Genomic DNA, 15,089 nt, shown 5'->3' on the forward strand with positions numbered 1-15,089 from the left:
AATTGTCTGATTCGTTACCAGTTATGACAACCTGACAGCTACATCATTCACTTTTTCTTCACAACCAGCACGGAACTCACTAGGGCTCGCCCCGGTACATTTTTTAAATACCCTGGAAAAATAGAGTTGATCATCAAAGCCAACATTGCGCCCGACGGTGGCGATAGGCATCCGGGTGGTGCTCAAAAGCAGCTTCGCCTGACTAATGCGCTGGTCCTCGCGCCAGCTTAAGACGCTAATCCCTAACTGCTGGCGGAACAGATGTGACAGACGCGACGGCGACAGGCAAACATGCTGCGCGACGCTGGCGATATCAAAATTGCTGTCCGCCAGGTGATCGCTGATGTACTGACAAGCCTCGCGTACCCGATTATCCATCGGCGGATGGAGCGACTCATTAATCGCTTCCATACGCCGCAATAACAATTGCTCAAGAAGATTTATCGCCAGTAATTCCGAATAGCGCCCTTCCCCTTGTCCGGCATTAATGATTTGCCCGAACAGATCGCTGAAATGCGGCTGGTGCGCTTCATCCGGGCGAAAGAAACCGGTATTGGCAAATATTGACGGCCAGTTAAGCCATTCATGCCAGTAGGCGCGCGGACGAAAGTAAACCCACTGGTGATACCATTCACGAGCCTCCGGATGACGACCGTAGTGATGAATTTCTCCCGGCGGGAACAGCAAAATATCGCCCGGCCGACAGACAAATTCTCGCCCCTGATTTTTTACCACCCCCTGACCGCGAATGGTGAGATTGAGGATATAACCTTTCATTCCCAGCGGTCGGTCGATAAAAAAATCGAGATAACCGTTGGCCTCAATCGGCGTTAAACCCGCCACCAGATGGGCGTTAAACGAGTAACCCGGCAGCAGGGGATCATTTTGCGCTTCAGCCATACTTTTCATACTCCCGCCAATCAGAGAAGAAACCAATTGTCCATATTGCATTAAACATCATCAGCATTGCGTCTCTGGTGGGCTATCTTCACTAATCCAACCGGCAACCCCGCTTGTGAAAAGCATTTTGTAACAAGGAGGGACGAAAGCCATGACAAAAACGCGTAACAAAAGTGTCTATAATCGCGGCAGAAAAGTCCACATTGATTATTTGCACGGCGTCACACTTTGCTATGCAATAGCATTTTTATCCATAAGATTAGCGAATACTGCCTGACTGTTTTTATCGCAACTCTCTACTGTTTCTCCATACCCGTTTTTTTTGGATGGAGTGAAACGATGGCGATTGCAATTGGCCTCGATTTTGGCAGTGATTCTGTGCGAGCTTTGGCGGTGGACTGCGCCACCGGTGAAGAGATCGCCACCAGCGTAGAGTGGTATCCCCGTTGGCAGAAAGGGCAATTTTGTGATGCCCCGAATAACCAGTTCCGTCATCATCCGCGTGACTACATTGAGTCAATGGAAGCGGCGCTGAAAACCGTGCTTGCAGAGCTTAGCGCCGAACAGCGCGCAACTGTGGTCGGAATTGGCGTGGACAGCACCGGCTCGACGCCCGCACCGATTGACGCTGACGGTAACGTGCTGGCGCTGCGCCCGGAGTTTGCCGAAAACCCGAACGCGATGTTCGTATTGTGGAAAGACCACACTGCGGTTGAAGAAGCAGAAGAGATCACCCGCTTATGTCACACACCGGGCAACGTTGACTACTCCCGCTATATTGGCGGTATTTATTCCAGCGAATGGTTCTGGGCGAAAATTCTCCACGTTACCCGTCAGGACAACGCTGTTGCGCAATCTGCCGCATCGTGGGTTGAGCTGTGCGATTGGGTGCCAGCCCTGCTTTCCGGCACCACCCACCCGCAGGATATCCGTCGTGGACGTTGCAGCGCCGGGCATAAATCACTGTGGCACGAAAGTTGGGGCGGCCTGCCACCAGCCAGTTTCTTTGATGAGCTGGATCCAATCCTCAACCGTCATTTACCTTCCCCGCTATTCACTGATACCTGGACTGCCGATATTCCGGTGGGCACCTTATGTCCGGAATGGGCGCAGCGTCTCGGCCTGCCTGAAAGCGTGGTGATTTCCGGCGGCGCGTTTGACTGCCATATGGGCGCAGTTGGCGCAGGCGCACAGCCTAACGCGCTGGTAAAAGTTATCGGCACTTCCACCTGCGACATTCTGATTGCCGACAAACACAGCGTCGGTGAACGCGCGGTGAAAGGTATTTGCGGCCAGGTTGATGGCAGCGTGGTGCCTGGATTTATCGGTCTGGAAGCAGGCCAATCGGCCTTTGGTGATATCTACGCCTGGTTTGGTCGCGTACTCGGCTGGCCGCTGGAACAGCTTGCCGCCCAGCATCCGGAACTGAAAGAGCAAATCAACGCCAGCCAGAAACAACTGCTTCCGGCGCTGACTGAGGCGTGGGCCAAAAATCCGTCTCTGGATCACCTGCCGGTGGTGCTCGACTGGTTTAACGGCCGCCGCACGCCAAACGCTAACCAACGCCTGAAAGGGGTGATTACCGATCTGAACCTCGCTACCGACGCTCCGCTGCTGTTCGGCGGTTTGATTGCTGCCACCGCCTTTGGCGCACGCGCAATCATGGAGTGCTTTACCGATCAGGGGATCGCCGTTAATAACGTGATGGCGCTGGGCGGCATCGCGCGGAAAAACCAGGTCATTATGCAGGCCTGCTGCGATGTGCTGAATCGCCCGCTGCAAATTGTTGCCTCTGACCAGTGCTGTGCGCTCGGTGCGGCGATTTTCGCTGCCGTCGCCGCGAAAGTGCACGCAGACATCCCATCAGCCCAGCAAAAAATGGCCAGTGCGGTCGAGAAAACCCTGCAACCGCGCACCGAACAGGCACAACGCTTTGAACAGCTTTATCGCCGCTATCAGCAATGGGCGATGAGCGCCGAACAACACTATCTTCCAACTTCCGCCCCGGCACAGGCTGCCCAGGCCGTTCCGACTCTATAAGGACACGACTATGACGATTTTTGATAATTATGAAGTGTGGTTTGTCATTGGCAGCCAACATCTTTACGGCCCAGAGACTCTGCGTCAGGTCACCCAACATGCCGAGCACGTCGTTAATGCGCTGAATACTGAAGCGAAACTGCCCTGCAAACTGGTGCTGAAACCGCTGGGCACCACGCCGGATGAAATCACCGCTATTTGCCGCGACGCCAATTACGACGATCGTTGCGCCGGTCTGGTGGTGTGGCTGCACACTTTCTCCCCGGCAAAAATGTGGATCAACGGCCTGACCATGCTCAACAAACCGTTGCTGCAATTCCACACCCAGTTCAACGCGGCGCTGCCGTGGGACAGCATCGACATGGACTTTATGAACCTGAACCAGACCGCGCACGGCGGCCGCGAGTTCGGCTTCATCGGCGCGCGTATGCGTCAGCAACATGCCGTCGTTACCGGTCACTGGCAGGATAAGCAAGCGCATGAGCGTATCGGCTCCTGGATGCGCCAGGCGGTATCTAAACAGGATACCCGTCATCTGAAAGTCTGCCGTTTTGGCGACAACATGCGTGAAGTGGCGGTCACTGACGGCGATAAAGTTGCCGCACAGATCAAGTTCGGTTTCTCGGTGAATACCTGGGCGGTTGGCGATCTGGTGCAGGTGGTAAACTCCATCAGCGATGGCGATGTTAACGCGCTGGTCGATGAGTACGAAAGCAGCTACATCATGACGCCTGCCACACAAATCCACGGCGAAAAACGGCAGAACGTGCTGGAAGCGGCACGTATTGAGCTGGGGATGAAGCGTTTCCTGGAACAAGGTGGCTTCCACGCGTTCACCACCACCTTTGAAGATTTGCACGGCCTGAAACAGCTTCCGGGTCTCGCCGTACAGCGTCTGATGCAGCAGGGTTACGGCTTTGCGGGCGAAGGCGACTGGAAAACTGCCGCCCTGCTTCGCATCATGAAGGTGATGTCAACCGGTCTGCAGGGCGGCACCTCCTTTATGGAGGACTACACCTATCACTTCGAGAAAGGTAATGATCTGGTGCTCGGCTCCCATATGCTGGAAGTCTGCCCGTCGATCGCCGCAGAAGAGAAACCGATCCTCGACGTTCAGCACCTTGGCATTGGCGGTAAAGACGATCCTGCCCGCCTGATCTTCAACACCCAAACCGGCCCTGCGATTGTCGCCAGCTTGATTGATCTCGGCGATCGTTACCGTCTGCTGGTTAACTGCATCGACACGGTGAAAACCCCGCACTCCTTGCCGAAACTACCGGTGGCGAATGCGCTGTGGAAAGCGCAGCCAGATCTGCCAACCGCTTCCGAAGCGTGGATCCTCGCCGGCGGCGCGCACCATACCGTCTTCAGCCATGCGCTGAACCTGAACGATATGCGCCAGTTTGCCGAGATGCACGACATTGAAATCACGGTGATTGATAACGACACCCGCCTGCCTGCGTTTAAAGACGCGCTGCGCTGGAACGAAGTGTATTACGGATTTCGTCGCTAAGTAGTCGCATCAGGCATTCAACGCCTGATGCGACGCTGGCGCGTCTTATCAGGCCTACACGCTGCGATTTTGTAGGCCGGATAAGCAAAGCGCATCCGGCATTCTTTTCCCCCTCGCCCCTTTGGGGAGAGGGCCGGGGTGAGGGGAAATGACCTCTCTGGAGTCAACATGTTAGAAGATCTCAAACGCCAGGTATTAGAAGCCAATCTGGCGCTCCCAAAACACAACCTGGTCACGCTGACCTGGGGCAACGTCAGCGCCGTTGATCGCGGGCGCGGCGTCTTGGTGATCAAACCTTCCGGCGTCGATTACAGCGTCATGACCGCCGACGATATGGTCGTGGTCAGTATCGAAACCGGTGAAGTGGTTGAGGGCAAGAAAAAGCCCTCCTCCGACACGCCAACTCACCGGTTGCTCTATCAGGCATTCCCGTCCATTGGTGGCATTGTGCATACGCACTCGCGCCACGCCACCATCTGGGCGCAGGCAGGTCAGTCGATTCCGGCAACCGGCACCACCCACGCCGACTATTTCTACGGCACCATTCCCTGCACCCGCAAAATGACCGACGCAGAAATCAACGGTGAATATGAGTGGGAAACCGGTAACGTCATCGTAGAAACCTTCGAAAAACAGGGTATCGATGCGGCGCAAATGCCAGGCGTGCTGGTGCATTCTCACGGTCCGTTTGCGTGGGGTAAAAATGCCGAAGATGCGGTGCACAACGCCATCGTGCTGGAAGAAGTCGCTTATATGGGGATTTTCTGCCGTCAGTTAGCGCCGCAGTTACCGGATATGCAACAAACATTGCTGGATAAGCACTATCTGCGTAAGCATGGCGCAAAAGCCTATTACGGCCAGTAATGACTGTATAAAACCACAGCCAGTCAACCAAAACCAGGCTATACTCAAGCCTGGTTTTTTATTGGATTTTCAGCGTGGCGCAGGCAGGTTTTATCTTAACCCGACACTGGCGGGACACCCCGCAAGGAACCGAAGTTTCCTTTTGGTTAGCGACGGACAACGAGCCGTTGCAGGTCACGCTTGCGCCGCAAGAGTCCGTGGCGTTTATTCCCGCTGATCACGTTCCCCGCACTCAACATATTTTGCAGGGTGAGCAAGGATTTCGCCTGACGCCGCTGGCGTTAAAGGATTTTCACCGCCAGCCGGTGTATGGCCTTTATTGTCGCGCCCATCGCCAGTTGATGAATTACGAAAAGCGCCTGCGTGAAGCTGGCGTTACCGTTTACGAGGCCGATGTGCGCCCGCCAGAACGCTATCTGATGGAACGGTTTATTACCGCTCCGGTGTGGGTCGAGGGTGATTTGCGTGATGGCGCTATCGTTAATGCTCGCCTGAAACCGCATCCCGACTACCGCCCGCCGCTCAAGTGGGTCTCTATAGATATTGAAACCACCCGCCACGGTGAGCTGTACTGCATCGGCCTGGAAGGTTGCGGGCAGCGCATCGTTTATATGCTGGGGCCAGAGAATGGCGACGCCTCCTCGCTCGATTTCGAACTGGAATACGTCGCCAGCCGCCCGCAGCTACTGGAAAAACTCAACGCCTGGTTTGCCAACCACGATCCCGATGTGATCATCGGCTGGAACGTGGTGCAGTTCGATCTGCGAATGCTGCAAAAACATGCTGAGAGATACCGCATTCCGCTGCGTCTGGGGCGTGATAACAGCGAGCTGGAGTGGCGTGAGCACGGCTTTAAAAACGGCGTCTTTTTTGCCCTGGCCAAAGGCCGGCTAATTATCGACGGTATCGAGGCGCTAAAATCCGCGTTCTGGAATTTCTCTTCGTTCTCGCTGGAAACTGTCGCTCAGGAGCTGTTAGGCGAAGGCAAATCTATCGATAACCCGTGGGATCGGATGGACGAGATTGACCGCCGTTTCGCCGAAGATAAACCTTCGCTTGCGACTTATAACCTGAAAGATTGCGAGCTGGTCACCCAGATCTTCCACAAAACCGAAATCATGCCGTTTTTGCTCGAACGGGCGACGGTTAACGGCCTGCCTGTAGATCGCCACGGGGGTTCGGTGGCGGCGTTTGGTCATCTCTATTTTCCGCGAATGCATCGCGCTGGTTATGTCGCGCCTAATCTCGGCGAAGTGCCGCCGCACGCCAGCCCTGGCGGCTACGTGATGGATTCGCGACCAGGGCTGTATGATTCGGTGCTGGTGCTGGACTACAAAAGCCTGTACCCGTCGATCATCCGCACCTTTCTGATTGATCCCGTCGGGCTGGTGGAAGGCATGGCGCACCCCGATCCAGAGCACAGTACCGAAGGTTTTCTCGAAGCCTGGTTCTCGCGGGAAAAACATTGCCTGCCAGAGATCGTAACTAACATCTGGCATGGACGCGATGAAGCCAAACGTCAGGGCAATAAGCCGCTGTCGCAGGCGCTGAAGATCATTATGAATGCCTTTTATGGCGTGCTCGGCACCACCGCCTGTCGCTTCTTCGATCCGCGCCTGGCGTCGTCGATCACCATGCGTGGTCATCAGATCATGCGGCAAACCAAAGCGTTAATTGAAGCGCAAGGCTATGACGTGATCTACGGCGACACCGACTCAACGTTTGTCTGGCTGAAAGGCGCACATTCGGAAGAAGAGGCGGCGAAAATCGGTCGTACACTGGTGCAGCACGTTAACGCCTGGTGGGCTGAAACGCTGCAAAAACAACGGCTGACCAGCGCACTGGAACTGGAGTATGAAACTCATTTCTGCCGTTTTCTGATGCCAACCATTCGCGGAGCCGATACCGGCAGTAAAAAGCGTTATGCCGGGCTGATTCAGGAGGGTGACAAACAGCGGATGGTATTTAAAGGGCTGGAAACGGTGCGCACCGACTGGACGCCACTGGCTCAGCAGTTTCAGCAGGAGCTGTATTTGCGCATCTTTCGCAACGAGCCATATCAGGATTATATCCGCGAGACCATCGACAAACTGATGGCAGGTGAACTGGATGCGCGGCTGGTTTACCGTAAACGCCTTCGCCGTCCGCTGAGCGAATATCAGCGTAATGTGCCGCCTCATGTACGCGCCGCACGCCTTGCCGATGAAGAAAACCAAAAGCGTGGTCGTCCTTTGCAATATCAGAACCGTGGCACCATTAAATATGTCTGGACCACTAACGGCCCGGAACCGCTGGACTATCAACGTTCACCGCTGGATTACGAACACTATCTGACTCGCCAGCTTCAACCGGTGGCGGAAGGAATACTCCCTTTTATTGAGGATAATTTTGCTACACTTATGACCGGGCAACTTGGGCTATTTTGAGCAAAAAAAAGAGTTCGTCAGATACCATTTTGATGCGTGACGAATCCTTTGCCATCCAGTACCATAGCGCCCTTTCCATTCCTGGACCTGAATAACGCCACTACCACATAAGCCCGGTAGCGGGTAGTTATTGCCTGCAATTAAAGATATAGAGCCGAACACATATGCCTTTTACACTTGGTCAACGCTGGATCAGCGATACAGAAAGCGAATTGGGACTTGGAACCGTTGTCGCGGTGGATGCGCGAACTGTCACTCTGCTTTTCCCATCTACGGGTGAAAACCGTCTGTACGCACGCAGTGATTCCCCCGTGACCCGCGTGATGTTCAACCCTGGTGATACCATTACCAGCCACGATGGCTGGCAGATGCAAGTCGAAGAAGTAAAAGAAGAAAATGGCTTGCTGACCTATATCGGTACTCGCCTGGATACTGAAGAGTCCGGCGTAGCCCTGCGTGAAGTTTTCCTTGATAGCAAACTGGTGTTCAGCAAACCGCAGGACCGTCTGTTTGCCGGGCAGATTGACCGTATGGACCGCTTTGCGCTGCGTTATCGCGCGCGTAAGTATTCCAGCGAACAGTTCCGTATGCCGTACAGCGGCCTGCGTGGTCAGCGTACCAGTCTGATCCCCCATCAGCTCAACATCGCTCATGATGTTGGCCGCCGCCACGCGCCGCGCGTTCTGCTGGCTGACGAAGTGGGTTTAGGGAAAACCATTGAAGCTGGGATGATCCTGCATCAGCAGTTGCTCTCTGGCGCTGCTGAACGTGTGCTGATTATCGTCCCGGAAACTTTACAGCATCAGTGGCTGGTAGAAATGCTGCGCCGTTTCAACCTGCGCTTTGCCCTGTTTGATGATGAGCGTTACGCCGAAGCCCAGCACGATGCCTACAACCCGTTCGACACCGAACAGCTGGTGATTTGCTCGCTGGATTTTGCCCGCCGCAGCAAACAGCGTCTGGAACATCTCTGTGAAGCCGAGTGGGATCTGCTGGTAGTCGATGAAGCGCATCACCTGGTGTGGAGCGAAGATGCGCCGAGCCGTGAATATCAGGCCATTGAACAACTGGCAGAGCATGTGCCGGGCGTTCTGCTGCTGACCGCAACCCCGGAACAGCTGGGGATGGGAAGCCACTTCGCCCGTCTGCGTCTGCTGGACCCGAACCGTTTCCACGATTTCGCGCAATTCGTTGAAGAGCAGAAAAATTATCGTCCGGTTGCGGACGCCGTTGCCATGCTGCTGGCAGGTAACAAACTGAGCAATGACGAACTGAACATGCTCGGTGAGATGATCGGCGAACAGGATATCGAGCCGCTGTTGCAAGCAGCAAACAGCGACAGCGAAGATGCCCAGAGCGCCCGTCAGGAACTGGTTTCGATGCTGATGGATCGCCACGGCACCAGCCGCGTGCTGTTCCGTAACACCCGTAACGGTGTGAAAGGCTTCCCGAAACGCGAGCTACACACTATTAAACTGCCGCTGCCGACGCAGTATCAGACGGCTATTAAAGTGTCCGGCATTATGGGCGCACGTAAAAGTGCGGAAGACCGCGCCCGCGATATGCTCTATCCGGAGCGTATTTATCAGGAATTTGAAGGCGATAACGCCACCTGGTGGAACTTTGATCCGCGCGTTGAGTGGCTGATGGGCTATCTGACCAGTCATCGCTCACAGAAAGTGTTGGTGATCTGCGCCAAAGCCGCCACCGCGCTGCAACTCGAGCAGGTGCTTCGCGAACGTGAAGGTATTCGCGCTGCTGTGTTCCACGAAGGCATGTCGATTATCGAACGTGACCGCGCAGCCGCCTGGTTCGCCGAAGAAGATACCGGCGCACAGGTGCTGCTGTGCTCGGAAATCGGTTCTGAAGGACGTAACTTCCAGTTCGCCAGCCACATGGTAATGTTCGATCTACCGTTCAACCCAGACCTGCTGGAGCAGCGTATTGGTCGTCTGGATCGTATCGGTCAGGCGCACGATATTCAGATCCACGTACCTTATCTGGAAAAAACCGCTCAGTCGGTGCTGGTGCGCTGGTATCACGAAGGTCTGGATGCGTTCGAGCACACCTGCCCGACCGGACGTACTATCTACGATAGCGTGTACAACGATCTGATTAACTACCTGGCTTCACCCGATCAAACCGAAGGCTTTGACGATCTGATCAAAAACTGCCGCGAGCAACACGAAGCCCTGAAAGCACAACTGGAGCAGGGTCGTGACCGCCTGCTGGAGATCCACTCCAACGGTGGCGAAAAAGCCCAGGCACTGGCAGAAAGCATTGAAGAGCAGGATGACGATACCAACCTGATCGCCTTCGCCATGAACCTGTTCGATATTATCGGTATTAATCAGGACGATCGCGGCGACAACATGATCGTGCTGACGCCGTCCGATCATATGCTGGTGCCGGACTTCCCTGGCCTGTCGGAAGATGGCATCACCATCACCTTTGATCGTGAAGTGGCGCTGGCGCGTGAAGATGCACAGTTTATTACCTGGGAGCATCCGCTGATCCGCAACGGTCTGGATCTGATCCTTTCTGGCGATACTGGTAGCAGCACGATTTCACTGTTGAAAAACAAAGCGTTGCCGGTAGGTACGCTGTTGGTGGAACTGATTTACGTGGTTGAAGCACAAGCGCCGAAGCAGTTGCAGCTCAACCGCTTCCTGCCGCCGACGCCGGTACGTATGCTGTTGGATAAAAACGGCAACAACCTGGCGGCACAGGTAGAGTTTGAAACCTTTAACCGTCAGCTTAACGCAGTGAATCGCCACACCGGTAGCAAGCTGGTTAACGCCGTACAGCAAGAGGTTCACGCTATCCTGCAACTGGGTGAAGCGCAGATTGAGAAGTCTGCCCGTGCACTGATCGATGCGGCGCGTAACGAAGCTGACGAAAAACTGTCTGCGGAACTGTCGCGTCTGGAAGCACTGCGCGCAGTGAACCCGAACATTCGTGACGACGAACTGGCCGCCATTGAAAGCAACCGTCAGCAGGTAATGGAAAGTCTGGATCAGGCAGGCTGGCGTCTGGATGCCCTGCGTTTAATCGTTGTGACGCATCAGTAACGGAGCCGAAGATGGGGATGGAAAACTACAATCCGCCGCAGGAACCCTGGCTGGTTGTCCTGTATCAGGATGATCACATTATGGTGGTCAACAAACCGAGCGGTTTGTTGTCTGTGCCGGGACGTCTGGAAGAGCACAAAGACAGCGTGATGACGCGCATTCAGCGCGATTATCCGCAGGCGGAATCGGTGCATCGTCTGGATATGGCCACCAGCGGCGTGATTGTAGTGGCGCTGACTAAAGCTGCGGAGCGGGAATTAAAACGCCAGTTCCGCGAGCGCGAGCCGAAAAAACAGTATGTGGCTCGCGTCTGGGGGCATCCATCCCCTGCGGAAGGTCTGGTGGATCTGCCGTTGATTTGCGACTGGCCAAACCGCCCGAAACAGAAAGTCTGTTACGAAACGGGTAAGCCTGCGCAGACAGAATATGAAGTCGTGGATTATGCGGCGGATAACACGGCAAGAGTGGTGTTAAAGCCGATTACCGGACGTTCGCATCAGCTACGTGTGCATATGCTGGCGCTGGGGCATCCGATTCTCGGCGATCGTTTTTATGCTTCACCAGAAGCCAGGGCGATGGCACCGCGTTTGCTGCTACATGCAGAGATGTTGACGATTACCCATCCGGCATATGGCAATAGTATGACGTTTAAGGCGCCAGCGGATTTTTGATAGTGACGACGGCGCAGTCCGGTAGTCCGGATAAGGCGTTCACGCCGCATCCGGCAATTTGTGCCGCCGGATGCTGATCGCCGGATGCGACGCTGGCGCGTCTTATCCGGCCTACAATTTCTTACTCGCTCTGAAACTTATTTAAACCCTTTCTGCTGCTTAATCAGCTCATACGCCTGCTGAATTTCCTGCGCTTTCTGCTTCGCCATCTCCATCATCTCTGGCGGCAAACCTTTCGCCACCAGCTTATCCGGATGGTGTTCGCTCATCAGCTTACGGTAGGCTCGTTTAATGGTGGTTGCATCGTCCGTCGGCTTCACGCCCAGCACGTTACAGGCATCTTCCAGTGTCGGGCCACGCTGCGCTTGCTGCCAGTTACCACCGCCAGATTGCTGCTGATAACCGCCGCCAAATTGCGCCCCACCCTGCATCATGCGCAGAAACTGGTCAAACTGGGCGCGGGAGATCCCTAACTCTTCAGCAATCACATACAGCACCGCCCGTTCATTCGGGTGCAGTGAACCATCAGCAAACGCCGCCTGAATCTGGATCTCCAGAAACATACGAATTAAGTCGAAACGACCAAAGCAAACACTGCGAAACTGACGCATCTTTTCGCGCAGCGGGTAATTGTCTGATTTTCCCACCCGAAATGCATTTTGCGCCGCAGTACGGGAAGCACCGTGTAAATTCATCCGATCCATGAGCAATGTGGCAATATGAATATCAGCCTCAGTAACACGTCCTTTGGATTTGGTTAAATGCCCCATCACTTCAAAAGTGGTGGCAAAAAACAGCGCCTGACGCTCGCGCTGGTTGGCGAACCACGCCATTTTGCGGCTGCGGGCTTTATCAAACATATGGCCGATTAACAGACCTAATACAACGCCCCAAAAGCCGCCGCCCATCAGTAAGGCCACGGCCACGCCAATGATTTTTCCCCAATACTGCATATATTCCCCAAATCGACACACGGATATCAGGGCTATCTCCCACAATATAAAGGTGCTTTTACCGTTTTCCGGCTGCGGTCAATTGTGGGACATCGCCTATAATTTGCATTATCATACCTGTCATTCAATGCCGTGCCTAACACCACTGACGCTATTCGGACAGGATTAACACTAGCGTAGAGATGACGAGTACGTTAGTCTCTGACCGTTTGTCACGCGCAACGTTACCGATGATGGAACAATAAAATCAACGTATGAAAAAACGTATCCCCACTCTCCTGGCCACCATGATTGCCACCGCCCTTTATAGTCAACAGGGACTGGCAGCCGACCTCGCCTCACAGTGCATGTTGGGCGTGCCAAGCTATGACCGTCCTCTGGTACAGGGCGATACTAACGACTTACCCGTGACGATTAATGCTGACCACGCAAAGGGGAATTACCCCGATGACGCCGTGTTTACTGGCAGCGTAGATATCATGCAGGGTAACAGCCGTCTGCAGGCCGACGAAGTGCAGCTCCATCAAAAAGAGGCACCAGGACAACCGGAGCCGATACGTACTGTTGATGCGCTCGGTAATGTCCATTACGACGATAACCAGGTGATCCTCAAAGGGCCGAAAGGCTGGGCGAATCTGAACACCAAAGATACCAACGTCTGGGAAGGTGATTACCAGATGGTGGGTCGCCAGGGTCGTGGTAAAGCGGACCTGATGAAACAACGTGGCGAAAACCGCTACACCATTCTGGATAACGGTAGCTTTACTTCCTGTTTGCCAGGTTCCGATACCTGGAGCGTGGTAGGTAGCGAAATTATTCATGACCGCGAAGAACAAGTTGCGGAGATCTGGAACGCCCGCTTTAAAGTGGGTCCGGTTCCGATCTTTTACAGCCCGTATTTGCAGTTGCCGGTGGGTGATAAACGCCGTTCTGGTTTCTTGATCCCGAACGCCAAATACACCACCACCAACTACTTTGAGTTCTATCTGCCATATTACTGGAACATCGCGCCAAATATGGATGCCACCATCACGCCGCATTATATGCATCGTCGTGGCAACATCATGTGGGAGAACGAATTCCGTTATCTCACCCAGGCAGGCGCAGGCTTGATGGAACTGGATTATCTGCCTTCGGATAAAGTCTATGAAGATGAACATCCAGAAGATAGCAATTCACGCCGTTGGTTGTTCTACTGGCAACACTCCGGAGTGATGGACCAGGTTTGGCGCTTTAACATCGACTACACCAAAGTCAGCGATCCCAGCTATTTCAATGACTTCGATAACAAGTACGGTTCCAGTACTGACGGCTACGCAACGCAAAAATTCAGCGTTGGCTATGCAGTGCAGAACTTTGACGCCACGCTTTCGCATAAACAATTCCAGGTTTTTGATGATACCAGTGGCAACAGCTACGCCGCTGAACCGCAGTTAGACGTCAATTACTACCATAACGATCTCGGTCCGTTTGATACCCGCATCTATGGTCAGGCTGTGCATTTTGTAAATACCAATAGCAATATGCCAGAAGCCACACGTCTGCACCTTGAACCGACAATCAATCTTCCGTTGTCGAATAACTGGGGGAGTCTGAATACCGAAGCCAAACTGATGGCGACGCATTATCAACAGACCAATCTTGACTGGTATAACAGCAACCCACAAAACAATAAGTTGGCAGATTCTGTTAACCGTGTAATGCCGCAATTCAAAGTTGACGGCAAAATGGTCTTTGAACGCGATATGGAAATGCTGGCGCCGGGTTACACCCAGACGCTGGAACCGCGCGCGCAATACCTGTATGTGCCGTATCGCGATCAGAGCGATATCTACAACTACGACTCGTCTCTGCTGCAATCTGACTACTCTGGCCTGTTCCGGGACCGGACTTACGGTGGTCTTGACCGTATTGCTTCGGCTAACCAGGTGACGACCGGTGTCACAACTCGCGTATATGATGACGCTGCCGTTGAACGTTTTAATATTTCCGTTGGTCAAATCTACTACTTCACGGAGTCTCGCACCGGCGATGACAACATAACATGGGAGAATGACGACAAAACGGGCTCACTGGTATGGGCAGGCGATACCTACTGGCGCATCTCCGAACGCTGGGGATTGCGTGGCGGCATTCAGTACGATACTCGTCTGGATAACGTAGCCACCAGTAACACCAGCATTGAATACCGTCGGGATGAAGACCGTCTGGTACAGCTGAACTACCGCTACGCCAGCCCGGAATATATTCAGGCTACGCTGCCTAAGTACTATTCCACCGCCGAGCAGTACAAAAACGGTATTTCGCAGGTAGGCGCAGTCGCCAGCTGGCCAATCGCCGATCGTTGGTCAATTGTCGGGGCTTACTACTACGACACCAATGCGAACAAGCAAGCCGACTCAATGTTAGGTGTGCAATACAGCTCCTGCTGCTATGCGATTCGCGTCGGTTACGAGCGGAAGCTGAACGGTTGGGATAACGATAAACAACATGCGGTATATGACAACGCAATCGGCTTTAACATCGAACTTCGCGGCCTGAGTTCCAACTACGGTCTGGGTACGCAAGAGATGCTGCGTTCGAACATTCTGCCGTATCAAAACTCTTTGTGATTTGTTGATTTACCACGTAATCCGCAGTGCGGTTAATTG

General features: G+C 53.9%; 9 protein-coding genes. 7 read left to right on the top strand and 2 right to left on the bottom strand.

Features of this window, described 5'->3' with window-relative positions:
- Nucleotides 1-21: 21 nt before the first annotated feature.
- On the bottom strand, nt 22-900 hold the full coding sequence (gene araC / locus LG381_RS00685; protein ID WP_016159393.1) for an arabinose operon transcriptional regulator AraC: 879 nt from the start codon (nt 898-900) through the stop codon (nt 22-24).
- A 339-nt stretch (nt 901-1,239) separates the two neighbouring features.
- On the opposite strand from araC, the gene araB reads away from it, so the two are divergent.
- The 6 genes from araB (at nt 1,240) to rluA (ending at nt 11,485) form a co-directional block, all read left to right on the top strand.
- On the top strand, nt 1,240-2,940 hold the full coding sequence (gene araB / locus LG381_RS00690) for a ribulokinase (RefSeq protein ID WP_225761907.1): 1,701 nt from the start codon (nt 1,240-1,242) through the stop codon (nt 2,938-2,940).
- A gap of 10 nt (nt 2,941-2,950) precedes the next feature.
- On the top strand, nt 2,951-4,453 hold the full coding sequence (gene araA, locus LG381_RS00695) for an L-arabinose isomerase (protein ID WP_000151749.1): 1,503 nt from the start codon (nt 2,951-2,953) through the stop codon (nt 4,451-4,453).
- Between the two features lie 168 nt (nt 4,454-4,621).
- Nucleotides 4,622-5,317, top strand: coding sequence for an L-ribulose-5-phosphate 4-epimerase (gene araD / locus LG381_RS00700; RefSeq protein WP_000888701.1), 696 nt, complete (start codon nt 4,622-4,624; stop codon nt 5,315-5,317).
- Between the two features lie 74 nt (nt 5,318-5,391).
- Entirely contained in the window at nt 5,392-7,743 is a 2,352-nt protein-coding gene (gene polB / locus LG381_RS00705) for a DNA polymerase II (protein WP_225761908.1), read from the top strand.
- Nucleotides 7,744-7,907: 164 nt separating this feature from the next.
- Nucleotides 7,908-10,814: an RNA polymerase-associated protein RapA gene (rapA, locus tag LG381_RS00710; RefSeq protein WP_225761909.1), complete on the top strand. Its 2,907-nt coding sequence runs from the start codon at nt 7,908-7,910 to the stop codon at nt 10,812-10,814.
- 11 nt (nt 10,815-10,825) lie between these two features.
- The gene (gene rluA / locus LG381_RS00715) at nt 10,826-11,485 is read left to right on the top strand and encodes a bifunctional tRNA pseudouridine(32) synthase/23S rRNA pseudouridine(746) synthase RluA (RefSeq protein ID WP_000525207.1); all 660 of its coding nucleotides are present in this window, start codon (nt 10,826-10,828) and stop codon (nt 11,483-11,485) included.
- A gap of 137 nt (nt 11,486-11,622) precedes the next feature.
- Here rluA and djlA read toward each other — a convergent pair whose 3' ends face one another.
- Complete coding sequence (gene djlA, locus LG381_RS00720; protein ID WP_001200584.1) at nt 11,623-12,438, bottom strand: co-chaperone DjlA; 816 nt, start codon at nt 12,436-12,438, stop codon at nt 11,623-11,625.
- A 254-nt stretch (nt 12,439-12,692) separates the two neighbouring features.
- Between djlA and lptD the strand changes: the two genes are divergently transcribed.
- Nucleotides 12,693-15,050, top strand: coding sequence for an LPS assembly protein LptD (gene lptD, locus LG381_RS00725; protein WP_105290140.1), 2,358 nt, complete (start codon nt 12,693-12,695; stop codon nt 15,048-15,050).
- Nucleotides 15,051-15,089: the final 39 nt, after the last annotated feature.

Source organism: Escherichia sp. Marseille-Q3837 (assembly GCF_916618735.1).
In the GTDB taxonomy this organism is placed as follows: Bacteria; Pseudomonadota; Gammaproteobacteria; order Enterobacterales; family Enterobacteriaceae; genus Escherichia; species Escherichia ruysiae.